Here is a 25247-nt window from a genome sequence, read left to right as displayed (position 1 = left end):
CACCATCATGCCGTTCTCCGAGTTGCTGCGTCGGCGCACGCGTCGCTCGCAGGGGTCGCGTGGCAACGGGTTCATGCAGGACCTGCTCGCCGGGCGGGAGGAGCGGCGCCAGGCCGACCCGCGCCTCCAGGCCGCACGCACGCCGGACGCCGCCGCGAGCGGGCACGACACGCCGCTCACGTCCGCCGGGGGCGCACGAAGTGCCGCCCGCCGGCGCCGAGCGCGACAGATTTTGCACTCTCGGCGCCCCCGCCCGCCCGCGCCCGTCAGTCGCGCGCGACGACGACGACCGTCAGGTCGTCCCCCGGGTCGTGCGTCGCCGCACGCGCCCGCACCCGCCCGAAGAACACGTCGAGCTCCGGCGCGTCCCGCCACATCGCCCCGAGCGCACCGAGGGACGCGAGCGTGGAGTCCCACAGCTCGAGCGCCCCGTCGCTCACGACGATGAGGACGTCCCCGCGCTCCAGCTCGAGCGTCCCGGTGACCCGCGCGGCACCGACCGGGTGCAGCCCGATCGGCAGGTCGTACGAGCGCAGCACGGTCTCGGTGCCGTCCGCGTGCAGGTGCAGCACGAGACCGTGCCCCGCGTCGGTGAACTCCATCCGCCCGGTCGAGGTCGTCAGGCGGCCGTGGAACAGCGTCGCGAAGGACTCGGCACGACCGAGGTCCGGGGCGACCTGGGCCTCGAGCGCCGCCACGGCATCACGGGACGACGACGTCCCCCGGGCGAGCAGCGCACCACGGATGGTCGCGGCGAGGAGCCCGGCGGACATCCCCTTGCCCATGACGTCGGCGACGGTCACCGAGAGCGACGCCCCGTCGACGTGCCAGTCGTGGAAGTCACCGGACACGACCCCGTGCGGCTTGGACATGCCGCCGACGCGGTACCCGGGCAGGTCGACACCGGCTGGTTCGAGTCCGGCGAGCACCGAGCGGAGACGGTCCTCGTCGGCGCCGGCGGCGAGCTCGCGCTCCGCCCACACGCCGAGCTCCTGCAGCAGCGCGAGGTCGTCGTCGTCGAGCGTGCGCGGTGTCGGGTCGATGAGGCAGAGCGTGCCGACCTTGACGTCGTCGTCGCCCACCCGCAGGGGCACCCCGGCGTAGAACCGCACGTTCGGGTCGTCGACCACCATCGGCATGTCCGAGTACCGGACGTCGGCGCGGGCGTCGGGGACCACGACGGGGCCGTCGACCGCGAGGGTCCGACCGCAGAACGTGTCGTGCAGCGGGATGGTCGGGCCGAACACCGTGTCGCTCTGCTGCGACTTGATGAAGACCTCGGACTCCCCCGCGAGGTTGAGGAACGAGCCGGTGACGCCGAACGCCTCGCGCGCGATCCGCGTGATCCGTTCGAAGCGTTCCTCCGGCCCGCCCTCGACCACGTCCAGCGCGGCGAGGAGCGCTGCCCGCCGGACGGCGTCCGTGGCGGGTCGGTCGGTGACGACGGGCTCGTGGTGCATGCACCCACGCTAACGCGCCTACCGGACAGTGGCCGTCCCCAGTACGGAGGACGCCGGGGTCGGCCGTGACAGATGTCATGCCCGATCCGTGACGCACGGCAGAGGGCCGCGAACCCACCTGGCGCCAGGCTCGGAGCCATGAACGACACACCGGTCATCCAGCTCCGCGACCTCCGCAAGCGCTTCGGCGCCGTGGCCGCGGTCGACGGCGTCGACCTGACGATCCGTCCGGGCGAGGTCGTCGCCCTCCTCGGCCCGAACGGCGCCGGCAAGACCACGACCGTCGACCTCGCGCTCGGGCTGTCCACGCCGACGACCGGCCAGGCCCTGCTCTTCGGCGAGGAGCCCCGCGCCGCGGTCGTCGCCGGCCGGGTCGGCGCGATGCTCCAGGGCGGCGCACTCCTGCCGGACACGACGGTCCGGGACGCGGTCGCGCTCGTCGCCGCGGCACACCGGCGTCCGATGCCGGTCGACGAGGCCCTCCGGCGAGCGCGGTGCACCGAGATCGCCGGACGCCGGGTCAACAAGCTCTCCGGCGGGCAGCTGCAGCGCGCACGGTTCGCCGTCGCCGTGGTCTCGGACCCGGACCTCCTGGTGCTCGACGAGCCGACCGCGGCGATGGACGTCGAGGCCCGGCACACGTTCTGGTCGTCGATGCGCGAGTTCACCGACGCGGGGCGCACGGTCGTGTTCGCGACGCACTACCTCGACGAGGCCGACACCTTCGCCGACCGCATCGTCATCATGCGCGCCGGCCGGATCGTCGCGGACGGCACGCCCGCCGAGATCAAGGCGATCACCGCCACGCGCGCGGTCCGGTTCTCCGGGCTCGGCACCGACGCGCACGTCGCGTTGCGCGGTCTGCCGGGAGTCGTCTCCCTGGAGGCGCGGCACGACTCCGTCACGCTCCGCTCGGACCGCAGCGACGACACCCTCAGGGCCCTGCTCGCCACGTTCCCCCAGGCACACGACATCCAGGTGGTCGCCTCGACCATGGACGACGCCTTCCTCGCGCTCACCGCCGACCCCGCCGCAGCAGCTACCGACACCGCTCCCGAAGGAGTCCTCGCATGACCACCGTCACCGCCTCCGGCCGCCTGCCGATCCGCTACGTGTACCTCGAGACGAAGCGGCAGCTCCGCAACGTCCGCGCGATGGTGTTCACCTTCGCCATCCCGGTGATCATGCTGCTCGTGTTCGGCTCGGCATTCGGTTCCCAGACCGACCCGACGACGCACCTGCAGTACCTCACCGTCACGACGCTGCAGATGGCGTCGTACGGCGCGATGATGGCCGCGCTCAGCCAGGCGTTCGCGATCGTCAACGAACGGTCGATCGGCTGGAACCGGCAGCTCCGCGTGACGCCGCTGTCCGGGTGGGGGTTCATGGTCTCGAAGGTGATCGCCGCGATGGCCTTCTCCGCGGTATCGATCGTCATCACGGTGCTCGTCGCGACCGTGGTCCTGCACGCCTCGCTCGACCCGCTGCACTGGTTCGCCGCCGGGTTCGGCATCTGGTGCGGGGTGATCCCGTTCGCCCTCATCGCGATCCTCATCGGGCAGTTCGCGAAGCCGTCGTTCGCGCAGCCCCTCTTCATGGTGGTGTTCATGGGCCTGGCGATCCTCGGCGGCCTCTGGGTCCCGCTGTCGGTGATGCCGGGCTGGATGGGGAGCGTCGCGCACCTCCTGCCCTCGTACTGGCTGAACCGGATCGGGCAGATGGGCGCCGGGGCGACCGGGTCCTCGGGCATGACCGAGCCGGCGATGGTCCTGGCGGGCTGGGCGATCATCCTCGCCGCGGTGATCGTGTGGCGCTACCGCCGCGACGCCGCACGACAGTGACCGACGGTCCTACGCTGGCACCGATGTCCGAGGCGACCAGCACGACCGAGGCGCGTGGTGCGGAGCACGCACCACGCGCCTCCAGGTCGTCCCGCCCGTCACCCCGATCGTTCCCGTGGGCCGTCCCACCGGGCGCGAGCGACGACGACATCCGCGTCGGGCGGCGCCGCTGGTACACCGGTGCGGTGTTCGCGCTCCTCTGGCAGGTGCTCGAGATCATCGCGGTCTGGGGCGACGGCCGGAGCCTCCGGGCGCACGTCCTCTCCACCGTGGCCCTCGCCGTCGTCTACGCGGCGTACCTGTTCGCGCCGGAGCTGATGTGGCGGCGGAGCTTGCGCGGACGAGTCGTGGTCCTCGCCGGGGTCGCCCTGCTCGCGGGGCTGCTGCTGTTCGTGGTCGGGCCGCTCGCCGTCTGGACCTGGCTGCTCGTCGCCGCACTGTCCGGGTTCGTCGCGGAACGGTTCTGGGTCGCCGGCGTGGTCGTGCTCGCGATCCTCGGCGCACAGTTCCTCGTCGCCGCGAGCACCGGCTGGGACACGGCGGTGAACAGCGGCATCCTGTTCGCCCCGGTCATCACCGTGTCCGTCGGAGCGTCGATGCTCTTCTTCGGCCGGCAGCGCGAAGCGGAACAGCGGCTCGGCGTCGCGCAGGACGAGATCACCCGGCTCGCCGTCGTCGAGGAGCGCGCACGGTTCTCCCGCGACCTGCATGACGTCCTCGGCCACTCGCTCACGGTCGTGGCGATGAAGTCCGAGCTCGCCGCACGGTTGGTGGACGTCGACCCGGCACGGGCGAAGACCGAGATGCAGGACGTCGAGCGACTCTCCCGCGAGGCGCTGCATGGTCTCCGGCGCGCGGTGAGCGGCTACCGCGAGGCCGACCTCGACGCCGAACTCGTGTCGGCACGGGCGGCGCTCGAGGCCGCGGCGATCGATGCGGTGCTCCCCCGCGACGGCGGCGCGGCGGCCGACGATGTCCGGAGCCTGTTCGCGTGGGTCCTGCGCGAGGGCGTCACGAACGTCATCCGCCACGCGGCCGCCAGCCGGGTCCGGGTCACGCTCGCTCGGTCCGCCCTGACGATCGAGGACGACGGCACGGGCCTGCTCGACCCGGACGCCGCCTCCACCACCCCGGGCAACGGGCTGCGCGGGCTCCGCGAGCGCGCCGACGCCGTCGGGGCGACCCTGACCACCGGCACGAGCGACCTGGGCGGCTTCCGGCTGCGGGTCGAGAGGAACCGACGATGACCGAGACCATCCGTGTGCTCCTCGCAGACGACCAGGCGCTCGTCCGCGGTGCGCTCGCGTCCCTGCTGTCGCTCGAGCGGGACATCGAGGTCGTCGCCCAGGTGGCCCGCGGCGACGAGGTGCTCGAGGCAGCACGGTCCTCCGGCGCCACCGTCGCCCTGCTCGACGTCGAGATGCCCGGCGCCGACGGGCTCAGCGCCGCCGCTGCCCTCGCCCGCTCGCTGCCCACGTGCCGGTCCCTCATCGTGACGACGTTCGGCCGGCCCGGGTACCTCCGGCGCGCGCTGGAGGCCGGGGCCGCGGGCTTCGTCGTGAAGGACACCCCCGCCGAGCAGCTCGCCGACGCCGTCCGACGTGTCGCGGGCGGGTTCCGGGTCGTCGACCCCGTGCTCGCCGCGGAGTCCCTCGCCGCCGGCCCGTCCCCGCTCACCCCGCGGGAGACCGACGTGCTCATCGCTTTCCGCACGGCGCCGACCGTGGCCGGGGTCGCCGGGTCGCTGCACCTGTCGGAGGGCACGGTCCGCAACCACCTGTCGTCCGCGATCGGGAAGACCGCCGCGCGCAACGCGACCGAGGCGCTCCGGGTCGCGGCGGACAACGGCTGGCTGCTCGGGACGGCGTAGCCTTGCCGACGTGCTCCGACGTGTCGCCCCCGTGTTCGTCCTCGGCGTCGCCGCGGCCCTGACGCTCACCGGCTGCGGTGCGCACGACTCCACCGGCCAGCTGTCCGTGACCGTGTCGGCCAACGCCGCGGACCACCCCTACGAGGTGAAGGTCTTCACCGCCGAGACCGGGAAGCTCTCCGAGCACCAGCGGGTGTTCCCGGGCGGCACCGCGGACTTCGCCGGGGTTCCGCTGGGCAAGGTGACCGTGCGGGCGAACGAGCCCAGCCCGCAGGAGGCGACCGTGTCGAACGGCGAGGTCGCGACGCTCACCCTGACGACGACGGGCTGCTGACGCACAGGAGGCCCGGTGCGGGTCGGACCCGCACCGCGCCTCCTGGACGGGGTCCGGCTGGTCAGCCCTCGGATCGGCCCGACCGTCGGAGCGTCTGGTGCGGACTCTCGCCGAACCGCTGCCGGTACGAGGCCGCGAACCGGCCGAGGTGCGCGAAGCGCCAGCGCCGGGCGATGTCGCGGACCGTCACGACCCCGCCCCGGCGGGACGTGAGTTCGAGGTGCACGCGGTCGAGGCGCACCTCGCGGAGGTACCGCATCGGCGTGACCGCGAGCCGTCGGCGGAAGAGGTCCTGCAGACCCCGTTCGCTGAGCTCCGCACTGGCGGCGATGTCCGCGACCTCGAGGTCTTCGTCCGCGTGGTCGTGGACGAAGCGGATGGCGCGACGCAGCCGGTGCTCGACGTCGGAGCGGGACCGGGTGAACGTCGACAGCACGACCGTGGCCACCCGCCGGTTCAGCGCTGCCCGCTCGGCGGCGTCGAGGTCGGGGTCGAGGATGCGGTCGGTCACCTCGCGCAGCAGGGTCAGCAGGGGCTCGACGCCGGGGTCGGCGGCGTCCGGTTGCACGAACTCCGACGGCTCCTCGGCGTCGCCGAGCATCGCGGGCGCGACGTGCAGGAGCGTCATCGCGGTCGCGTCGGTGTCGAACGCGTACGCGACGGGTGCCGACAGCATCATCGGTCGTCCGGGCCCGACGTCCCACTCGCTGCCGTCGTCGGCGGTCAGCGTCGCCCGTCCGTTGGCGAGCACGAAGACGACGTGGTCGGGGCGGGGGCCGATCGTGCCGGCCTGCGGCCCACCGGTGCGGATCTTCCGGAGGGAGACGTGCTCGTCGCCGCCGGAGCGGTAGTCGAACGGCTGGTCGGAGGACGTCACGAGAGCCTCCGTTCGACGATCCGCGCGCCGGGTCCGGCGGGCCACCGAACGCTACCGTGACCGTCCGGCGCACGCGAGACCCCCGTCCGCGTCGCGCAACGGGTCGGCCGTTCGCCGTCGATCACCGGTCCGGGACCGCGTCCCAGACGTCGCCGTGCCGTGACAGCACCGTCCACCGCGACACCGGCCAGGTCGTGACGAACGCCCGACCGACGACGTCCGACACCGGGACGGTCCCGTGCGCCCGGGAGTCGGCGGAGTCGTACCGGTTGTCGCCCATCACCCAGAGCCGGCCCTTCGGCACGGTCACCGAGAAGTCGGTCAGCGCGACCCGGTCGGAGCCGGGCTGCAGCACGACGTACGACTCGTCGACCGCGTGACCGTTCACCGACAGGCGCCCCTGCGCGTCGCAGCACGAGACGGTGTCGCCGGGCAGGCCGATCACCCGCTTGATGAGGTCGTTCCCCTGCCCGGGCCCGAGCCAGCCGCCCGGGTCCTCGAAGACGACGACGTCGCCGCGTCGGAGCGGCACCACTCCGGGGACGAGTTCGTTGACGAGCACCCGGTCGCCGACCAGGAGCGTGTTCGCCATCGACAGTGAGGGGATGAAGAACGACCGGACGAGGTACGACTTCACCAGGAAGGACGCCAGCAGCGCGACGACCACGATGATCGCGAGGTCACGGAGGAACTTCCAGCGGGCACGCCTGCGGGGCTCGGGGACGGCTTCGTCACTCAATGCGTCAGCACCACCTTGACGACACCGATGACGAACGCGACGGCGGCGAGCACGATGCCGCCCCAGAGCCCGAGGAACGTCGGCCGCTTGCCGCTGAACCGCTGCATGAACACACCGACCATGCCGATGCGGACCACGAGGATCACGAGCGCGGCCGTCTGCGCCCACGACGCGGGCAGCCAGCCGATCCACGCGACGGCGTACAGCACCGCGGGGATGAGGCCGGACGTGGCGATCGGGTTCGCGTTGCGGACGATGGTGACCACGGACTCGCGACGGACGTCGTCGGACGCGTCGTCGTCCCCGAGCCCGTGCGCGACCAGGTGCGACAGCACGTGCGCGAGGTACGTGAGCACCGCGGTGCCGAGGACCGCCCACACCGCCGAGCCGTGGTGGATCGCGGCGGGGTCCACGGCGATCGCGGCGGCGAGCACGGTGATGTTGCCGTAGACGTACGACGACATCCGGTCGCGCATCTGCTCGATCGGCAGGTCGCGGCGGTCCGGACGGCCACCACCGCGCCCGTCCACTCGGTCCGGCAGTCGTCGTGTGCGTGGCATCCCTCCATCTTGGCCCTGCCCGGGGCCGCGCAGCCGACAGGACACCGAGTGCGATGGCACACGCCGTGCTCGCGATGGCACGCGCCACGCTTGCGATGGCAGACGTCACGCCCATTTGGTTGACGCGTCAACCAAATGGGCGCACACTGGTCGCATGACCACGCAGGACCTCCTCGCCGCCGACACCTCGATGGGCGCCGTGACGCTCCGGGTCGCCGACCTCGACCGCATGATCGGCTACTACCGCGACGGCGTGCGGCTGTCCCTCCTGTCGAACGAGGGCGGTGTGGCGGTGCTCGGGCGCGGCACGACCCCGATCGTCATCCTCGAGCACGCGCCGTCGATGCAGCACGCCGGGCCGCACGACGCCGGCCTGTTCCACACCGCGATCCTGTTCGACACGAAGGCCGACCTGGCCGCCGCGCTCTACTCCGTCGCGACCCGGTACCCGCAGACCTTCACGGGCAGCGCCGACCACCTCGTCAGCAACGCGTTCTACTTCACCGACCCCGAGGGCAACGGCGTCGAGCTCTACTGGGACCGCGACCGCACCGAGTGGTCGTGGACGCACGGCATGGTCGACATGGCCACCATCTCCGTCGACCCGAACGCCTTCCTCCAGGAGCACCTCACGCAGGACGCCCTCGACGGCGCAGCAGCACGCCCCGGACGTGTCGGCCACGTGCACCTGTCGGTCGGGGACGTCGCCACCGCCGAGGAGTTCTACGTCGACCGGCTCGGCTTCGCGACCACGGCCGGTTGGGGTGAGGCGCTGTTCGTCAGCGCCGGCGGCTACCACCACCACATGGCGATGAACACGTGGAACTCGCGCGGGGCCGGACGCCGCCAGCTCGCGCTCGGACTCGGTCTCGTCCGGATCGAGGTGCCCGGCGCGGACGACCTCGGCGCCCTGGTCGAGCGGATGCACGACTCCGGGGTGCGGTCGGCGGACGACGGTCGGACGGTCGCCTTCGAGGACCCGTGGGCGAACCGGATCGAGGTCACGGCGCCGGGTCGCGGCTGACCCCACCGCACCGGGACGGACGGTCTCCGGCAGGATGGACCCGTGACTGAGGACATCCGGTGGGAGGTGGTCGAGGAGAGCACGCTGTCGCTCCCCGACCACGAGGCGATCGCAGCGCTCCTGGGGCAGGCGTTCCCCGACTGGTCGCACTGGTACGTGGGCGGCCGCAGCTGGGCGGGCATGCAGCCCGAGCGGCGCGTGCTCGCCCGTGACGCCGACGACGTCGTCCTCGCCCACGTCGGGATCCGCCGGATGTTCATCACCGTGGGCGGCCGGGACGTCCTCGTCGGCGACACCGGCCTCGTCGCGGTGTCGCCACGACTGCAGGGCACCGGCAAGGGCCGCGACCTGATGGAGCGTGCGCACGCCGTGCTCGAGGGGCTGGCGGTGCCGTACGGGTTCCTCGGCGCCGGTGAGAACCGGGTGCCGTTCTACGCGAACCTCGGCTGGCACGTGTTCGACGACGTCGTCGCGGACTACACGGCGTTCACGGCCGAGGGCGCCGGGCTGCCGATGACCGATCAGGGCGGCTGGATGGTGCTCCCCGTGGCGGAGCGGCTCGAGGACTGGCCGGCCGGCCCCATCTGGCTGAACGGCCAGCAGGTCTAGGACGGGACGACAGACGGGAGGCGCGGTGCGGGTCCGACCCGCACCGCGCCTCCCGTCTGGTGAGAGCGGGGCTTACGCCTCGACCGCGACCTTCTCCGGGTCCTCGTTCGAACCGGGCGCGCTCGGCGCGACCGCTGCGCGCACGCGCGCGCCGAGGTCGGCGTCGACGTTCGTCCAGTAGGCGAACACCCGCTCGCGCAGGTCGTCGCGCGTCACCTTCGAGACGTGCCCGGCGATGTTGCCGACCAGGCGCTCACGGGCGGCGTCGTCGAGGACCTCGCGCACCAGGGTGCCGGCCTGACCGAAGTCGTCGTCCTCGGGGTGGAGGGTCGCGGCGGAGCGCTGCAGCGCGCCGTCGGACTCCCAGCCGGGGGTCTCGTCGGTCGCGGCCGGGTCGGCGTGCGCACCGCCGAGGGAGTTCGGCGCGTAGACCGGGACCTCGGACTTCTGGAAGTCGAAGCGCATCGCGCCGTCCTTCGAGTACGAGTGCACCTCGTTCTTCGGGGCGTTCACGGGCAGCTGCGCGTGGTTCGTGCCGACGCGGTAGCGGTGCGCGTCCGCGTAGCTGAAGATGCGTGCGAGGAGCATCTTGTCGGGGCTCGCCGCGATGCCGGGGACGAAGTTCGAGGGGGCGAAGGTCGCCTGCTCGATCTGCGCGAAGTAGTTCTCCGGGTTGCGGTTGAGCTCCATCGTGCCGACCTCGATGAGCGGGTAGTCCGCGTGCGGCCACACCTTCGTCAGGTCGAACGGGTTGAAGCGGTAGCCCTCGGCGTCGGCGTAGGGCATGACCTGCACCTTGAGGGTCCAGCGCGGGTTGTCGCCGCGCTCGATGGCCGCGTGCAGGTCACGGATGTGGAAGTCCGCGTCCTCGCCGGCGATGCGGTCGGCGTCCTCCTGCGTCAGGGTCTTGTGGCCCTGCTCCGTGAGGAAGTGGTACTTCACCCAGAAGCGCTCGCCCTCGGCGTTGATCCACTGGTAGGTGTGCGAGCCGAAGCCGTCCATCTCGCGCCACGACGCCGGCAGACCGCGGTCGCCCATCAGCCACGTGACCTGGTGGGCCGACTCGGGCGACAGGGTCCAGAAGTCCCACTGCATGTCGTGGTCGCGCAGGTGCGAACCCGGCAGGCGCTTCTGCGAGCGGATGAAGTCCGGGAACTTGATGCCGTCGCGGATGAAGAACACGGGGGTGTTGTTGCCGACGAGGTCGTAGTTGCCGTCTTCGGTGTAGAACTTCAGCGCGAAGCCGCGCGGGTCGCGCCAGGTGTCCGGGGAGCCCTGCTCGCCGGCGACGGACGAGAAGCGGGCGAGCATCTCGGTCTGCTTGCCCGGCTGCAGGAACGCGGCACGGGTGTACTTGCTGATGTCCTGCGTGACGGTGAAGGTACCGAAGGCACCGCCGCCCTTGGCGTGGACGACCCGCTCCGGGACGCGCTCACGGTTGAACTGGGCGAGCTTCTCGACCAGGTAGTGGTCGTGCAGCGCGAGGGGGCCGTCGGCGCCGACACCCATGGAGTGCTGGTCGCTCGACACCGGCGCGCCGGAGTTGGTGGTCGTGGTGGGGGTGCCGGCCGGCTGGCCGGGCGTCGTGTTCTGGTCGGACACGGTTCCTCCTTGGGTGGAACGGTTGGTTCGGTCAGGGGTGCTCGGGTTGCTCGTGGTCCCGGTTCGGTGCCGGGAGCGGGAACGACTGCGGTCGTCCCCGGGTCGGGGTGTCGGCGGTCAGGCCGGGACGGCCACGGTGTCGTCGCGTTCGGCAGCGGCGCACTGTTCGCAGATGCCCCAGTAGGTGACCTCGGCCGTGGTGACGGCGAAGCCGTGCGTCTCGGACGGGGTGAGGCAGGGCGCGTGGCCGACGGCGCAGTCGACGTCCTCGATCGCGCCGCACATCGTGCAGACGATGTGGTGGTGGTTGTCGCCGGTCCGTCGCTCGTACCGGGCGGGGCTGCCCGCGGGCTCGATGCGCCGGACCAGTCCGACGCCGGTCAGTGCTGCGAGGACGCCGTACACCGCCTGGTGACTCGTGGTGGGCAGCTCGGCGGCGAGCGCGGTGACGATGTCGTCGGCGGTCGCGTGCGGCATGGTCTCCGTCGCACGGAGGACCGCCAGGCGTGGTGTCGTGACCCGGAGACCGGAGGCGCGGAGCAGGTCGGCGTCGACGTCCATGCTGAGCCTTTCTTTTGCAGAGATCAAGACAACACCGCCACTGTACACCAGGCGATCCGATGGTCGAGCGCGAACGGTGGGTCATGACAGATGCACCACCAGTCACTCCCGTCCCCGCCGCGCTCCCCGCCCGCCTCGTCGCCGAGGCCGCGGGGACCTTCCTGCTCGTGTTCGCCCTCGTCGGCGCCGCGACCTCCACCGCCGTGTTCCCCGACGAGCACAACACGCTCGGGATCGGGCTGCTCGGGGTCGCGCTCACCCTCGGCCTCGTGGTGATGATCGGCGCGAGTGCGTTCGGTCCCGTCAGTGGCGGCCACTTCAACCCCGCGGTGACGATCGGCCTCGCGGTCGCCGGCCGGCACCGGTGGGCGGACGTCGGCCCGTACCTCGTCGCCCAGTTCGTCGGCGGTACGGCCGGTGCTGCGGTCCTCGTCATGTTCGCCGGACTCGGACCGGCCACCGCCCTGCAGAGCAGGCTCGACGGCGGCTTCGCCTCGAACGGCTTCGACGCGCAGAGTCCCGGCGGTTCCACCCTGCTCGGCGTCGCCCTCGCCGAGACGATCGCGACCGCCGTCTTCGTGACGGTGATCCTCCGCGTGACCGGAGCCCGCGGGAGCGCGGTCCCGGCGCCCGTGGTCATCGGCGCGACCCTGACGATCCTGCTGCTCACGCTCGTCCCGATCTCGAACGCGTCGCTGAACCCGGCGCGGTCGTTCGCCACCGCGGTGTTCGCGGGGCCGGACTGGCTCGCGCAGTGGTGGGTGTTCCTGGTCTTCCCCGTGCTCGGCGCCGTCGTCGCGGGAGCGGTCGGTCGGATCGGACGGACGTCACGCGCGGACGACGCGACGGTGGAGCCCGACGTACCGCGGGCCTGAGCCGACCCGGGGCGCGGGCGGGCCGAGCGACCGGCGCGACCCGCGCCTCCCGGAGCTCGTCCGCACCGGCGCGACGGGCCGGACGCTGCCGGACGCATGCCCGTGGCGGAATACGATGTGTCACGATCCGGTCGCGATCGGCTGGAACGACGCTGGGAGGGCGGGAACCCGCGCTACCGTCCCGACATGTCCATGCAGCAGGGCCTGCCGCAGCAGGCGCACAGCGCTCAGGACGTCCGGGGGACCATCGCGCAGCGGGACCTGGTCGTCGACCTCATCCGGACGGCCTGCGTCGTCCTCGTCGTCTTCGTGCACGTCACGATGGTCGGTGTCGCCGCGGGGGCGGACGGCATCGCGGTGACGAGTCCGCTCCAGGAACTCCCCTGGTACGTCGCCGCGACCTGGATCGGCCAGGTGATGCCGCTCTTCTTCGTGGTCGGCGGCTTCGCCAGCGCCGTGGGGTGGCGTTCCACGGTCGCGCGGGGCGGCGGCGCGCGGGACTTCGTGGCGACGCGGCTCGTGCGGCTCTTCCGGCCGGCGATCCCGCTCTTCGCGGTGCTCGCGCTCGGGCTGGGCGTCGCCACGCTGCTCGGCACGCCGCCGGGGCTCCTCGCCGAGGTCGCGTTCGGCATCGGCTCCCCGCTCTGGTTCCTCGCCGCGTACGGGATCACCCAGTGCTGCGTGCCGTTCATGGTGCGACTCCACGAACGCGCTCCGTGGCGCACGCTCGGCGCACTGCTCGTGCTCGCCGCGGCCGTCGACGGCGTGCGGTTCGCCACCGGGACGGCAGCGGTCGGTCTCCTCAACCTCGGCCCGGTGTGGCTCTTCGCGCAGCAGCTGGGCTTCCTCTGGGCCGACGGCTGGTTCGCCCGACGATCGCGCGTGCTGCTCGTCGCCGTCGCCGCGGCCGGGTACGGCGTGCTCGTACCCCTGACGTCGATCGGGCTCTGGGCTCCGGACATGCTGCAGGACCTCGACCCGCCGATGCTCCCGCTCGCCGTGCTGGCCATCGCCCAGGCCTGCCTCGTGCAGGTCGTGCACGCCCCGCTCACCCGGCTGATGCGCACCCGCGCGGCCCAGGGCGCCGTCTTCCTGCTCGGCCGGGACGGGATGACGATCTACCTCTGGCACCTGCCGCTGTTCATCGCGCTGAACGGGGTCGCCCTGCTCGTCGGCGTTCCGTTCCCGGCGCCGGGGTCCCCGACGTGGTGGGCGACCCGTGGGGTGGCCCTCGTCGTCCTCCTCGCGGTCGCCCTCGGCACCGCCCGCGCGCTGCGCCGGTTCGACCGGCCGCTCCCCCGGCTCGTCCCCGGCACCGATCGCCCGGCCTGGCCTGTGCTCGCCGTCGCGGCGCTCTGCACGATCGGGCCGGCCTTCGCGGTGATGCAGCTGCACCTGTCGTTCGGGGTCGCCCTGCTCGGCGCACTGGCCGTGCCGGTGGGGGTCCGGCTCCTGACGAGGACCGTGCCGACCCGGAGCACCGCCCGGATCTGAACCGGTTCTCACCGGCAGGGGCTGCTCCGGGGTGCGTACCGGGCGGAGGATTGTCGTCGGCCGCACGATCCTCGAGGAGGCACCCCACGCCGTCGACACCCGAGTTCTGGAGCACGTGGCACCTCGACCCGCTCGCCGCCGTCCTCATCGCCGTGGCCGCGATCACCTACGGCTGGTGGGTCGTCGGTGCCGCCAGGCGGGGCACCCGGTGGCCGTGGTGGCGGACGCTCGCCTTCGTCGGGGCGCTCGTCCTGTTCGGCATCCTGCAGTTCGGGATCGTCGGCATCCACGACCAGGACCTCCGGTGGGCGTTCGTGCTGCGGTTGGCCCTGCTCTTCTTCGCGGTCCCCACCTTCGCCGCGTTCGCCGCGCCCGTCTCGTTGCTCCGCTCGGGAGGCCCGGCTCGCCTCGCGCAGGCAGCCTCCGCAGCGCTCGCATCGCGTCCGGCACGGGTCCTCGGCAACGCGGTCGTGTCGCCGCTGATCGCCCTCGCGCTCTTCTGCGTGCTGCTCACCCCGTTCTCGGCGACGATCCGCGAGTCCCCGGTCTGGGCGACGGCGATCACGGTGTTCGTGCCGATGCTCGGGTTCGCCCTGCTGACCCCGCTGTCCGAGCCGGGGATCCTCCGCTCGTCGACGTTCGTCACGATGGAGTTCCTGCTCGCGTTCGTCGAGCTCATGGCGGACGCGATCCCGGGCATCGTGCTCCGGATCACGAACCACGTGCTCGACGGGTCGGTCACGGCGGCGGTCGGGCAGCCGTGGTTCCCGTCGCCACTGCGCGACCAGCACCTCGCCGGGGACCTGCTGTGGTTCATCGCCGAGGTCGCGGACGTGCCGGTGCTCATCTCGCTGTTCATCCGGTGGCAGCGGTCCGATCGCCGCGAGGCCCGCACCGTCGACGCCCTCACCGACGAGGAGATGGCGGAGCTCACCCGGGCGCACCTGCAGCGCCGCGGGTGACGCGGTGTCGGTGTCGGTGTCCGTCGTGTGCACACGCAGTGGATGCACGCGCAGAGAACGACGTTCCACGAGTCGATCACGGCGCGTCTTGTCGCGAAGTCGCCCCGCACGCGACGGAGCCCCGCGCCGCACGAGTGCGACACGGGGCTCCGGGGCTCCGGGCTGGCTCGGACTAGGCGTCGGCGTGCCGCCCGTGGTGGTCGGTCGCGGCGAGCTCGGCCTCGGCGGTCTCCGGCGCGGGTGCCGCGGCGTGGACACCGTGACGCTGCTCGGCCCCCACCACGCTGCCGTCGGACGCAGACGCGGGCGACCCGTCGGACGTGCCGCCGGTCTGCTGCCACGCCACGGTCTGCTTCGGCTTCGCCAGGAACAGCGCGGCGACGATCCCGATGCCGAGCACCACGGCGGGCAGGACGAGCGACTGCCCCATGGCGGTGGCGAACGGCTGCTGCAGGAAGGCCGGGAGCGCCCCGACCTGCTGCTCCGCACCGCCGGCGCTCGTGCCGCCGGTGGACGCCGGGAAGTTGGCCGTGATCCGCGCCTCGATCAGCGCCGCGATGCCGGCCGAGCCGAGGACGGCGCCGATCTGCCGCGTGGTGTTGTAGACGCCCGAGCCGGCGCCGGCGAGCTTCGGCGGCAGGTTGCGCGTCGCGGAGACCGAGAGCGGCCCCCACATGCAGGCGTTCGCGAGGCCGAGGAGCGTCGACGGCAGGAGCACCCAGCCCCAGTCGGCACCCGAGGCCAGGAGCGCCCCGAACCAGAACAGCGCGCCGGAGAAGCAGGCGAGGCCGAACGCCGCGACCCAGCGCAGGCTCCACCGGTTGAGGTTCTTGCCGACGAGCGGGGCGAGGCCGGCCGAGAGCACGGCCTGCGGGACGAGGAGCAGCGCCGCCTGGGTCGGGCTGAACGTCAGCACGTCCTGCGCCCAGAGCATGATCGGCAGGGCGAACGACGAGATGGCGACGCCGACCGCGGTGATGGCGATGTTCGCGAGCGTGAAGTTCCGGTCCTTGAAGAGGCCGAGCGGCAGGAGCGGCTCACCCTTCTGCACGCCCTGCCACACCACGAAGGCGATGAGCACGACGATGCCGGCGATGATGAGCGACCAGACCGAGATCGGGCCGGTGATGGTCCCCCAGTCGTAGGTCTCGCCTTCCTGGATGCCGAAGACGAGCAGGAACATGCCGACGGCGCTCAGGACGATGCCGAGGGTGTCGAAGCGGTGCCCGTGCCGGTCGAACGACGGGACGAAGCGCTGCGCGAGCACGAACGCGACCACACCGACCGGGACGTTGACGAAGAAGATCCACTCCCAGCCGAAGCCGTCGACGAGCAGGCCGCCCACGATCGGGCCGACGAGCGAGGCGACACCGGCGACGGCACCCCAGAGGCCCATCGCCGCGCCGCGGTTCTGCGGCGGGAAGATGCGCGTGATCACGGCCATCGTCTGCGGCGTCATCATCGCCGCACCGAGCCCCTGGACCACACGGGCGACGATGAGCACCTCGATCGAGCCGGCGAGCCCGCACCAGAGGCTCGAGAGCGTGAACACCACGAGCCCGATCTGGTACATGACCTTCGGCCCGAAGCGGTCACCGAGCCGGCCGGTGATGAGGAGCGGCACGGCGTAGGCGAGCAGGTAGGCGCTCGTCACCCAGATGACGGAGTTGATGCTGGCGTCGAGCTTCGCGGCGATGGTCGGCGTCGCGACGGACACGATCGTCGAGTCGACGAGGATCATGAAGAAGCCGACGACGAGGGCCCAGAGGGCCGGCCACGGCTTCTTCTCGGTGGTGGTCGAGACGGAGGTCATCGAGTGGGTTCCTTGCTGTTCGTGGTGGTGCCTGTGTCGGTGGGGACGGCCGGGCCGTCCCAGGGGATGTCGCCGCTCGCGATCCGGTCGGCCGCGGCGTCGAGCCACTCGATCTGCGCGGTGAGCATGGCACGGACGTACGACACGTCCAGCCAGAAGCGGTCCGCGAGACGCTTGGCCTGGAGGCCCGTGGCGGCTTCGTCGTACTGCTCGCGTTCCGTCCGGAGTGCGCGGGCGCGGGCGCGCAGGGCGGTCGCCGCGTCCTCGGCGCTCAGGTTGTCGACGTGCGAGACCGCGAGTTGGAACTCCGGGTACTCGTCGGCGGGCTCGGCGATCATGCGGCGGAGGCCGTCCTCGAGCGCGGTGCGCCCGTGGTCGGTGATCGCGTAGGTGGTGCGTTCCGGTCGGTTGCCTTCGCGCGCGGTCCCGAGCGCCTCGGCGTAGCCGAGGTCCACCAGGCGACCGATCTGGTGGTAGAGCGTGCCCGGTCGGACCTTGACGTTCTGGTCCTCGCGACGCTGCAGCATCGTCTGGAACATCTCGTAGGGGTGCATGGGTGACTCCGCGAGGAGCCCGAGCGCGGCGAACGCGAGGGGCGTGAGCGACGCCATCCGTGCCTCCTGGACTGGTCCGTACCGATTATTCCAAGTGGAATGTACGCCTTCGAACAACCGAGCGCAAGCGCGTCCGACGCGCCGCGCGCGCCCCGTAGACTGTTCGCGTCCCACCCATCCCCGAAGTGCTGGAGTGAACACGTGCCAACGATCGTCGTCGAGGTCATGCCGAAGGCCGAGATCCTCGACCCCCAGGGCAAGGCGGTGGGCAACGCCCTCGCCCGTCTCGGCAAGGCAGACCTGACCAACGTCCGCATCGGCAAGCGCTTCGAGGTGGCCGTCGACGGCCCGGTCGACGACCAGAAGCTGGCCGAGGTCCGCGAGATCGCCGCCGACGTCTTCTCCAACGCCGTCATCGAGGACGTCGTGTCCGTGACGGTCGAAGGCGAGTGACACCGGTGCGCATCGGCGTCATCACGTTCCCGGGCTCGCTCGACGACCGCGACGCCCAGCGCGCGGTCCGCCTCGCCGGTGCCGACCCCGTCGCGCTCTGGCACGGCGACCACGACCTGCAGGGCGTCGACGCGATCGTCCTCCCCGGCGGGTTCTCCTACGGCGACTACCTGCGTGCCGGTGCGATCGCGGCGAAGGCCCCGATCATGGCCGAGGTGATCGACGCCGCCGGCAAGGGGATGCCCGTGCTCGGCATCTGCAACGGCTTCCAGATGCTCGCCGAAGCGCGACTCGTCCCGGGCGCGCACACCCGCAACGCGCACCAGCAGTTCATCCGGCGCGACCAGAAGCTCCGCGTCGAGACCACCGCCACGGCGTGGACGAGCGGCTTCACGGCCCAGCAGGAGATCACCATCCCGCTGAAGAACGCCGACGGCCGCTTCGTCGCGGACGCCGACGAGATCAAGCGCATCGAGGACAACGGCCAGGTCGTGTTCCGCTACGTCGGCGTGAACCCGAACGGGTCGATCGACGACATCGCGGGCGTCTCCAACGAGCGCGGCAACGTCGTCGGCCTGATGCCGCACCCCGAGCACGCGACGGAGCCCGGGTTCGGCCCGGACACCCCCGCGGCGATGGCCTCCGGCACGGACGGCCTCACCTTCTTCACCTCCGTGATCGAGTCGACGCTCGTCAAGTGACGACCACGCCGACGAACACGACTCCAGTGACAGGGAACGACACCACCGTGACGACACACGTCCGCCCGAAGCCCGACACCGTCCAGGACGCCGCAGCCACGCCCGACAAGGAGCAGCCGTACGAGGCGCTCGGGCTCAAGGCCGACGAGTACGCGAAGATCCGCGAGATCCTCGGCCGCCGCCCCACCTCGGGCGAGCTGGCGATGTACTCCGTGATGTGGTCCGAGCACTGCTCGTACAAGTCCTCGAAGAACTACCTCCGGCAGTTCGGCAAGAAGGTCACGCCGGAGATGACGAAGAACCTCATGGTGGGCATGGGCGAGAACGCCGGTGTCATCGACGTCGGCAACGGCTGGGCGGTGACCTTCAAGGTCGAGTCGCACAACCACCCGTCCTACGTCGAGCCGTACCAGGGCGCCGCGACCGGTGTCGGCGGCATCGTCCGCGACATCATCTCGATGGGCGCGCGCCCGGTCGCCGTGATGGACCAGCTCCGCTTCGGCGCGATCGACCACGAGGACACGCAGCGCGTCGTCCACGGTGTGGTCGGCGGCATCTCGTTCTACGGCAACTGCCTCGGCCTGCCGAACATCGGCGGCGAGACCTACTTCGACCCGGTGTACCAGGGCAACCCGCTGGTGAACGCCCTCGCGGTCGGGGTCCTCCGCCACGAGGACCTGCACCTCGCGAACGCCTCGGGTGCCGGCAACAAGGTCGTGCTCTTCGGTGCCCGCACCGGCGGCGACGGCATCGGCGGCGCGTCGATCCTGGCGTCCGACACCTTCACCGAGGGCGGCCCGACCAAGCGTCCCGCCGTCCAGGTCGGCGACCCCTTCGCCGAGAAGGTGCTCATCGAGTGCTGCCTCGAGCTGTTCCAGAAGGAACTCGTCGAGGGCATCCAGGACCTCGGTGCCGCCGGCATCTCGTGCGCCACGAGCGAGCTCGCGTCGAACGGCGACGGCGGCATGCACATCTCGCTCGACGACGTCCTGCTGCGCGACCCCACGCTCACCGCCGAGGAGATCCTCATGTCTGAGAGCCAGGAGCGCATGATGGCGGTCGTCCGCCCCGAGAAGCTCGACGAGTTCCTCAGCGTCGTCGGCAAGTGGGAGGTCGAGACCAGCGTCCTCGGCGAGGTCACCGGCACCGGCCGGCTCGTCATCGACTGGCAGGGCCAGGAGATCGTGAACGTCGACCCGCGCACGGTCGCCGTCGACGGCCCGGTCTACGACCGCCCCGTGGCCTACCCGACCTGGATCGACGCGCTGCAGGCCGACTCGGCTGCATCGCTCGACCGCCCGGCCGACGGCCCCGCCCTCAAGGCGCAGTTCCTGCAGCTGCTCGGCTCCCCGAACCTGGCGTCGAAGAACTGGGTGACGAACCAGTACGACACCTACGTGCTCGGCAACACGGCGCTCTCCTTCCCCGACGACGGCGGCATGATCCGCGTCGACGAGGAGACCGGGCTCGGCGTCACGATCGCCACCGACGCGAACGGCCGCTACTGCCAGCTCGACCCGAAGCAGGGCGCCCGGCTGGCCCTCGCCGAGGCGTATCGGAACGTCGCCGTCACCGGTGCCGTCCCGGCGGCCGTGACCGACTGCCTGAACTTCGGCTCCCCCGAGAACCCCGAGGTCATGTGGCAGTTCTCCGAAGCGGTCGAGGGGCTCGCCGACGGCTGCATGGAGCTCGGGATCCCGGTCACGGGCGGCAACGTGTCGTTCTACAACCAGACCGGCACCACCCCGATCCACCCGACCCCGGTCGTCGGTGTCCTCGGCGTGATCGAGGACGTGGCGCTGCGCGTGCCCTCCGGCTGGCAGGACGACGGCCACAACATCTACCTGCTCGGCACCACGTCGCTCGAGCTCGACGGGTCGGCCTGGGCCGGCACCGTGCACGGACACCTCGGTGGCCGTCCGCCGTCGGTCGACCTCGAGCGTGAGAAGGCCCTCGCGGACCTCCTGCACGCCGCGGCGAACGAGCAGCTGCTCACGAGCGCCCACGACCTGGCGGACGGCGGCCTCGGCCAGACCCTCGCCGAGTCGGTGCTCCGGTTCGGGCTCGGCGCCCGCGTCGTGCTCGACGAGCTCGAGGCCCGCGACGGCGTCGACACCGCCACCGCGCTGTTCTCCGAGTCGACCGGCCGCGTGATCGTGACCGTCCGGCGCGAGGACGACGTCCGCTTCCAGGGCCTCTGCGACGGCCGCGGCTTCCCGGTGCTCCGCATCGGTGTCACGGACGCCACGAGCGGGTCGCTCGAGGTCCAGGGTGCGTTCGAGGCGACGCTCGACGAGCTGCGCGGCACCCACGGCGCCACGCTCCCGAGCCGCTTCGGGGACGTCATCGTCGAGGACGTGACCGAGGGCTACGTCGGTCGGGGTCCGCTCGACGACCACGGCTCGTTCTCGCCGCGGACCGACTCCTGAACGGGTCGGACCGGAGCGCCACGACGACGGGTACCGACTGATGCCCGTCGTCACCCTGCCGTTCCGTGGACTCGTCGATCGCTTCGGCCCCGTGCCGGAGGGCATCGAGCTCGACGTGTGGGACGTCGAGGCACCGTACGGACGCCCCGACGACGTGGCCATCGCGTTCCTGCCGTTCTACTTCGGTGGGCGGCACCGGTGGCAGTACGTGCACGACCTGCCGAACCTGCGGCTCCTGCAGCTGCCGAGCGCCGGGTACGAGCACGCGGTCCCGCACGTCCCCGGCCACGCGCAGCTCGCGAACGGCCGCGGCATCCACGACGACGAGACCGCCGAACTCGCGGTGGGGCTCGCGCTGACGTCACTGCGCGAGCTCGGGGCGTTCCAGGCCGACCGTGCGAACGGCGTCTGGGACGCCCGGACCACCCGGTCCCTCGCCGACCGTCGAGTGACCGTGGTCGGCTACGGCGCGATCGGGTCCGCCATCGCGACCCGCTTCGAGGCGTTCCGCACCGAGGTCACCGTGGTGGCGCGGACCGCGCGTGAGCAGGACGGCCGGCAGGTCCACGCGTTCGGCGAGCTCCCGGAGCTCGCCGCGACCACCGACGTCCTGGTGCTCATCGCCCCGCTGACGGACGAGACCGAACGGCTGGTGGACGCCGACCTGCTCGCCGCGCTGCCCGACGGCGCCCTCGTGGTGAACGTCGCCCGCGGCAAGGTCGTCGACACCGATGCCCTCGTCGCCGAGCTGCGGTCCGGACGGCTCTCGGCAGCGCTCGACGTCACCGATCCCGAACCCCTGCCCGACGGGCACCCGCTCTGGACGACGCCGAACACGGTCCTGACGCCGCACGTCGGCGGCAACACGGACCTCAGCGTGCCGCGGTCGATCGAGCTGATGCGCCGTCAGGTGGCCGCGTTGGCCGAGGGCCGACCGTTCGAGAACGTCATCGAGTCCTGACCACCCGGCCGGCCGGTCAGTCGGTCAGCAGCGCCATCCCGAGGCTCGGTGCCACGTCGTCGAAGCCGAGCGATCGGTAGAGCCGCTGCCCGGGCGGGTCGCCGACGAGGGTGACGTACGCGCCACGGGGTGCCCGGGAGCGGATGTCCGCGACGAGCCAAGCGACCACCGCACGACCGATCCCCCGGCGTTGGTGCGCCGGGTCGGTCGCGATGTCGGCGATGTGGAAGTACCAGCCGCCGTCGCCGATCGTCCGGCCCATCGCGACGGGCCGCCCGTCGGGATCGAGGACGTGGCAGGCGGACCAGCTGCCGGCGATCGCCCCGGCGCCCTGGTCGGCGTCCTTCGGCGTCAGGCCGGAGTCATGGCGCAGCCGGAGGTAGTCGTCGAGGGGAGGCGGGCCGGGGACGAGGGTGTAGGACGCGTCCATGGGGTCGGACTCAGACCGGCACGACGACCGGGACGACGCACGCCGGCGTGCCGACCGCGATCTGCGCGACGGCCTCGCCCGGGACACCGTCCTCGCCGAGGGGCAGGACCGCGATGGCGTCGGACATCTGGTTCGCCACGAGGAGGAACCCGGGCACCCGTGCGAAGTGCCGGGGCCACACCCCACCGGAGGACGCCGACCCCACGAGCGACAGCCCGCCCTCGGATGCGTCGAGCACCACCACGAGGTCGCGCCCGCGCACCGCGACGTACACGCGCCCGGCGTCGTCGACCTCGATGTGGCTGAGGAGCGACTCGCCGACCTCGCCGGTGAAGGTCGCCGCGGAGGCCACCGACACGAACGACCCCGAGCCGTCGCGGCGGAGGCGGTGGACCCGGCCGTCGAGCTCACCGGCCACGATGAGGTCGCCCTCGTACCAGGCGAGGTGCCGCGGTCCGACACCCGGGGTGACGTGGTGGACGCGGACCTGCTCGATGGTCGGGGCGTCCGTGATCCGGAACTCGTGCAGGGCGTCGCCGCCGAGGTCCGCCACGAGCACGGTGCCGTCCGGCGTCGCGGTCGACTGGTGGGCGTGCGGACCCTCTTGTCGGTCCTCGACGGGGCCGGTGGCGTCGGGGAGGACCTCGGTGACGAGCGCCGACGCGGGCACCGTCACCTGGTCGTCGCTGCCGTGCGCGCCGATCAGCCCGTCGCTGCCGAGCACCGACGCGGCGTGCGACTCCGCTGCGGCGAGCGAGACCGCCGTGACGGTACCGGAGACGTAGTTGGTGACGACGAGCGCACCGGACGGGTCGACGCGCACGTGGCACGGGGCGTCGCCGCCGGCCGGAGCGTCCCAGAGGTGCTCGAGCGACGAGCCGCCCAGGCGGAACGCCGAGACACCGCCGTCGGCCGTCTCGGACACGGCGTAGACCCGGTCGCCGGAGACGGCCAGGAACGACGGGTCGTCGATGACCGCGACGGTGCGAGCGGTCGGCGCGCCGCCGTCCGCAGCCCCGACCGGTCCGCCGGGCACGATCGAGATGCCCGTCGCGTTCCCGCCGCCGGTGGCCGTGTACGAGCCGACGAGCAGCGTCGGGAGCGCGTCGCTCACTCGTCGCCGCCGGCGATCTGCTCGTGGTGGTGGATGACCTCGGCGACGATGAAGTTCAGGAACTTCTCCGCGAAGGCGGGGTCGAGGTGCGACTCGGCGGCGAGGGAGCGGAGTCGTGCGACCTGGATCTGCTCGCGCCCCGGGTCGGCCGCCGGCATCCCCGCTGCTGCCTTGAGGTAACCGACCCGCTGGGTGTACTTGAAGCGCTCGGCGAGCATGTGGATGACCGCGGCGTCGATGTTGTCGATGCTCTGGCGGATGCTGGCCAGTTCGGCGACGGCCGCCGGGTCGTACTGGGGCGTGGTGTCGTCGTCGCTCATGCCCCGAGCCTAACGGCCGCGACCGCTCGGCAGGTGTCGGTTACGTCGGCGGCCGGCGACCGGAACCTGAGCGGGAACTGAGCACGCCTTCGGAACTGCGAGAATGGGGACCATGTCGGTCCTGCTCGTGATCTCGTGCGTGTTCGCGGTCCTCGCGGGCCTCGTGCACGTGTACATCTTCTTCCTCGAGTCCGTCGCGTGGACGAGTCCCCGTGTGCGGAAGATCTTCGGCCTGTCGTCCGAGACCGAGGTCCAGGCCACCCGCTCGATGGCGTTCAACCAGGGCTTCTACAACCTGTTCCTCGCGATCGGCGCGATCCTCGGTGTGGTGCTCGCCGTCACGGGCAACGGGGCCACCGGGTGGACGCTCGTGGTGTTCTCGACGGCGTCGATGCTCGGTGCCGCCGTGGTCCTGCTCGGGACGGGTCGCCGGTACCTCAACTCCGCGTTCGTGCAGGGGTCGTTCCCGCTGATCGCCCTGCTCTTCGCGTTCCTCGGTTCGACGTTCGGCGCCTGACCGCAGCGTCCCGACGGGCCGGACGCCGGTCCGTGACGCGACCACAGGACGACGGGAGGCGCGGTGCCAGCTGGCACCGCGCCTCCCGTCGTTCCGCATCGGCGTCAGCCGAGCTTCGCCTGGAACTCGTCCGGCAGCTTCTCGAGCGCCCACTCGATCGCGGCGGTGGTCCCCATCGAGAACGCCGACGACACGTCCGGGTCGTCGAACACGATGGCGTGCCCGGCCTCGACCGACGGCACCTTCTGGAAGAGCGGGTCGGACTCGGCCTTGGACGCCTCGACGTAGATCGGCAGGATCAGCGTGAGGTCGGCGTCCAGCAGGTCGAGGTTCTCGTCCGACAGGTGCACCGAGAACGCCTTGCCGGCCTGCTCGTCGATCGCCTTCGGGATCGTGAAGCCGAGGTTCCGCATGAACGTCGAGCGGCTGTCCGTCGAGGCGTAGGCCCCGAAGCCCTCGGACGTGTAGGCGCCGACGACCGCCGACTTGCCCGCGAAGTCCGGGTGCGCCTTGCGGGCGGCGGCGTAGGCGTCGTCGAGGCCGGCGAGCAGCTTCTTGCCCGCGGCCTCCTTGCCGAGCGCCTTCGCGATCATCGTGGTCTGCTGCTCGGTCGACGCGAGGTAGTTCTCGCCGCCCTTCGGGATCGCCACGGTCGGTGCGATCGCGGAGAGCTTCGCGTAGCGGTCCTCGTCACCCGACGACTTCACGTCGAGGATCACGTCGGGCTTGAGCTTGAGGATGTCCTCGTAGCTCGGCTCGAGCGTCTGGATGATCTTCGGCGACTTCGTGTACGCACCCTTGAGCCACGGGCCGACGCCGTCGCCACCGAACGCGAGCCAGTCGCTCGCGCCGACGGGCTGCACGCCGAGTTCGAGCGCGGTCTCGGCGTCGCCCCAGCCGAGGGCGACGACGCGCTTCGGCTGCGAGTCGATCTTCGTGGTGCCGAGGGCGGTGGTGATGGACACCGGGAACTGGCCGTCGGCGGACGTGGTCGCGGCGTCGTCGGACGACGAACCAGAGCCGGAGGCGCACCCGGCGAGGACGAGGGACGCTGCGACGACGGCGCCGGCAGCGGCGAGCGCTCGGCGGAAGCGGGAGGGAGTTCGGATCACGAAGGTAAGCCTAACCTAAGCGCTCGGCGCGGAAC

The 25247-nt window shown here is 71.9% G+C and carries 27 protein-coding genes; 15 read left to right on the top strand and 12 right to left on the bottom strand.

Annotated elements, in window-relative coordinates; translation table 11 throughout:
- Positions 1-266 precede the first annotated feature (266 nt).
- Complete coding sequence (locus HWD93_RS07405) at positions 267-1460, bottom strand: GAF domain-containing SpoIIE family protein phosphatase (RefSeq protein ID WP_261646479.1); 1194 nt, start codon at positions 1458-1460, stop codon at positions 267-269.
- 138 nt (positions 1461-1598) lie between these two features.
- Between HWD93_RS07405 and HWD93_RS07400 the strand changes: the two genes are divergently transcribed.
- The 5 genes from HWD93_RS07400 to HWD93_RS07380 are packed head-to-tail and all read left to right on the top strand — an operon-like array spanning position 1599 to position 5505.
- Positions 1599-2534, top strand: coding sequence for an ABC transporter ATP-binding protein (locus HWD93_RS07400; protein WP_070417007.1), 936 nt, complete (start codon positions 1599-1601; stop codon positions 2532-2534).
- Positions 2531-3301 carry an ABC transporter permease gene (locus HWD93_RS07395; RefSeq protein ID WP_261646478.1) on the top strand — a complete coding sequence of 257 codons (771 nt, stop codon included), beginning with the start codon at positions 2531-2533 and terminating at the stop codon, positions 3299-3301. The genes HWD93_RS07400 and HWD93_RS07395 overlap by 4 nt, the downstream gene beginning before the upstream one ends.
- Before the next feature lie 23 nt (positions 3302-3324).
- Positions 3325-4548, top strand: coding sequence for a sensor histidine kinase (locus tag HWD93_RS07390; RefSeq protein WP_261646477.1), 1224 nt, complete (start codon positions 3325-3327; stop codon positions 4546-4548).
- Positions 4545-5171 carry a response regulator gene (locus HWD93_RS07385; protein WP_071303493.1) on the top strand — a complete coding sequence of 209 codons (627 nt, stop codon included), beginning with the start codon at positions 4545-4547 and terminating at the stop codon, positions 5169-5171. The genes HWD93_RS07390 and HWD93_RS07385 overlap by 4 nt, the downstream gene beginning before the upstream one ends.
- Before the next feature lie 10 nt (positions 5172-5181).
- Positions 5182-5505 (top strand): hypothetical protein, encoded by a 324-nt coding sequence (locus tag HWD93_RS07380; protein ID WP_261646476.1) that lies wholly within the window; start codon positions 5182-5184, stop codon positions 5503-5505.
- Between the two features lie 61 nt (positions 5506-5566).
- On the opposite strand, the gene HWD93_RS07375 is transcribed toward HWD93_RS07380, so the two are convergent.
- From HWD93_RS07375 to HWD93_RS07365, 3 genes are all read right to left on the bottom strand, one after another.
- The gene (locus HWD93_RS07375; protein WP_071303491.1) at positions 5567-6382 is read right to left on the bottom strand and encodes an AraC family transcriptional regulator; all 816 of its coding nucleotides are present in this window, start codon (positions 6380-6382) and stop codon (positions 5567-5569) included.
- 121 nt (positions 6383-6503) lie between these two features.
- Positions 6504-7121 (bottom strand): signal peptidase I, encoded by a 618-nt coding sequence (gene lepB, locus HWD93_RS07370; RefSeq protein WP_071294468.1) that lies wholly within the window; start codon positions 7119-7121, stop codon positions 6504-6506.
- Positions 7118-7681 (bottom strand): hypothetical protein, encoded by a 564-nt coding sequence (locus HWD93_RS07365; protein ID WP_071294467.1) that lies wholly within the window; start codon positions 7679-7681, stop codon positions 7118-7120. Before HWD93_RS07365 ends, lepB begins: the two co-directional genes overlap by 4 nt.
- A 154-nt stretch (positions 7682-7835) precedes the next feature.
- Here HWD93_RS07365 and HWD93_RS07360 point away from each other — a divergent pair, with 154 nt between their 5' ends.
- The gene (locus HWD93_RS07360; RefSeq protein ID WP_071294466.1) at positions 7836-8705 is read left to right on the top strand and encodes a VOC family protein; all 870 of its coding nucleotides are present in this window, start codon (positions 7836-7838) and stop codon (positions 8703-8705) included.
- 42 nt (positions 8706-8747) lie between these two features.
- On the top strand, positions 8748-9314 hold the full coding sequence (locus tag HWD93_RS07355; protein WP_071303490.1) for a GNAT family N-acetyltransferase: 567 nt from the start codon (positions 8748-8750) through the stop codon (positions 9312-9314).
- Positions 9315-9386: 72 nt separating this feature from the next.
- Here HWD93_RS07355 and HWD93_RS07350 read toward each other — a convergent pair whose 3' ends face one another.
- Together HWD93_RS07350 and HWD93_RS07345 are read right to left on the bottom strand one after the other, a co-directional pair.
- The gene (locus tag HWD93_RS07350; protein WP_070417016.1) at positions 9387-10916 is read right to left on the bottom strand and encodes a catalase; all 1530 of its coding nucleotides are present in this window, start codon (positions 10914-10916) and stop codon (positions 9387-9389) included.
- A gap of 117 nt (positions 10917-11033) precedes the next feature.
- Positions 11034-11477, bottom strand: a complete 444-nt coding sequence (locus HWD93_RS07345; protein WP_070417017.1) for a Fur family transcriptional regulator — start codon at positions 11475-11477, stop codon at positions 11034-11036.
- Positions 11478-11560: 83 nt separating this feature from the next.
- Between HWD93_RS07345 and HWD93_RS07340 the strand changes: the two genes are divergently transcribed.
- From HWD93_RS07340 to HWD93_RS07330, 3 genes are all read left to right on the top strand, one after another.
- Complete coding sequence (locus tag HWD93_RS07340) at positions 11561-12352, top strand: aquaporin (protein WP_261646475.1); 792 nt, start codon at positions 11561-11563, stop codon at positions 12350-12352.
- 186 nt (positions 12353-12538) lie between these two features.
- Positions 12539-13846 carry an acyltransferase gene (locus tag HWD93_RS07335; RefSeq protein ID WP_261646474.1) on the top strand — a complete coding sequence of 436 codons (1308 nt, stop codon included), beginning with the start codon at positions 12539-12541 and terminating at the stop codon, positions 13844-13846.
- Positions 13847-13896: 50 nt separating this feature from the next.
- Complete coding sequence (locus HWD93_RS07330; RefSeq protein ID WP_261646473.1) at positions 13897-14808, top strand: cytochrome c oxidase assembly protein; 912 nt, start codon at positions 13897-13899, stop codon at positions 14806-14808.
- A gap of 172 nt (positions 14809-14980) precedes the next feature.
- Here HWD93_RS07330 and HWD93_RS07325 read toward each other — a convergent pair whose 3' ends face one another.
- Together HWD93_RS07325 and HWD93_RS07320 are read right to left on the bottom strand one after the other, a co-directional pair.
- Positions 14981-16621 (bottom strand): DHA2 family efflux MFS transporter permease subunit, encoded by a 1641-nt coding sequence (locus tag HWD93_RS07325; RefSeq protein WP_254790689.1) that lies wholly within the window; start codon positions 16619-16621, stop codon positions 14981-14983.
- Positions 16618-17232 (bottom strand): PadR family transcriptional regulator, encoded by a 615-nt coding sequence (locus HWD93_RS07320; RefSeq protein ID WP_071303488.1) that lies wholly within the window; start codon positions 17230-17232, stop codon positions 16618-16620. Before HWD93_RS07320 ends, HWD93_RS07325 begins: the two co-directional genes overlap by 4 nt.
- Positions 17233-17376: 144 nt before the next feature.
- Between HWD93_RS07320 and purS the strand changes: the two genes are divergently transcribed.
- The 4 genes from purS to HWD93_RS07300 are packed head-to-tail and all read left to right on the top strand — an operon-like array spanning position 17377 to position 21719.
- Positions 17377-17628: a phosphoribosylformylglycinamidine synthase subunit PurS gene (gene purS, locus HWD93_RS07315; protein ID WP_070417019.1), complete on the top strand. Its 252-nt coding sequence runs from the start codon at positions 17377-17379 to the stop codon at positions 17626-17628.
- A 5-nt stretch (positions 17629-17633) separates the two neighbouring features.
- A complete protein-coding gene (gene purQ / locus HWD93_RS07310; RefSeq protein ID WP_031263015.1) occupies positions 17634-18329 on the top strand; it encodes a phosphoribosylformylglycinamidine synthase subunit PurQ in 696 nt (231 codons plus the stop codon).
- A gap of 47 nt (positions 18330-18376) precedes the next feature.
- On the top strand, positions 18377-20758 hold the full coding sequence (gene purL / locus HWD93_RS07305) for a phosphoribosylformylglycinamidine synthase subunit PurL (protein WP_261646472.1): 2382 nt from the start codon (positions 18377-18379) through the stop codon (positions 20756-20758).
- 40 nt (positions 20759-20798) lie between these two features.
- Entirely contained in the window at positions 20799-21719 is a 921-nt protein-coding gene (locus HWD93_RS07300; RefSeq protein ID WP_071294462.1) for a 2-hydroxyacid dehydrogenase, read from the top strand.
- A gap of 16 nt (positions 21720-21735) precedes the next feature.
- Here HWD93_RS07300 and HWD93_RS07295 read toward each other — a convergent pair whose 3' ends face one another.
- From HWD93_RS07295 to HWD93_RS07285, 3 genes are read right to left on the bottom strand one after another with little or no spacing between them, the layout of a single operon-like run.
- On the bottom strand, positions 21736-22149 hold the full coding sequence (locus HWD93_RS07295) for a GNAT family N-acetyltransferase (protein WP_261646471.1): 414 nt from the start codon (positions 22147-22149) through the stop codon (positions 21736-21738).
- Between the two features lie 10 nt (positions 22150-22159).
- The gene (locus tag HWD93_RS07290; RefSeq protein ID WP_261646470.1) at positions 22160-23263 is read right to left on the bottom strand and encodes a lactonase family protein; all 1104 of its coding nucleotides are present in this window, start codon (positions 23261-23263) and stop codon (positions 22160-22162) included.
- Complete coding sequence (locus HWD93_RS07285; protein ID WP_070417024.1) at positions 23260-23583, bottom strand: chorismate mutase; 324 nt, start codon at positions 23581-23583, stop codon at positions 23260-23262. The genes HWD93_RS07290 and HWD93_RS07285 overlap by 4 nt, the downstream gene beginning before the upstream one ends.
- 112 nt (positions 23584-23695) lie before the next feature.
- Between HWD93_RS07285 and HWD93_RS07280 the strand changes: the two genes are divergently transcribed.
- Positions 23696-24100, top strand: coding sequence for a DUF1304 domain-containing protein (locus HWD93_RS07280; protein ID WP_083295407.1), 405 nt, complete (start codon positions 23696-23698; stop codon positions 24098-24100).
- A 104-nt stretch (positions 24101-24204) separates the two neighbouring features.
- Here HWD93_RS07280 and HWD93_RS07275 read toward each other — a convergent pair whose 3' ends face one another.
- Positions 24205-25212, bottom strand: a complete 1008-nt coding sequence (locus HWD93_RS07275; protein ID WP_071303485.1) for an iron-siderophore ABC transporter substrate-binding protein — start codon at positions 25210-25212, stop codon at positions 24205-24207.
- Between the last annotated feature and the right edge of the window lie 35 nt (positions 25213-25247).

Origin of the sequence: Curtobacterium sp. C2H10 (genome assembly GCF_025407985.1) — a bacterium.
Taxonomy (GTDB): domain Bacteria; phylum Actinomycetota; class Actinomycetes; order Actinomycetales; family Microbacteriaceae; genus Curtobacterium.
Note: the sequence above shows the minus strand (reverse complement) of the source record. Positions and strands in the feature narration are given on the sequence as shown.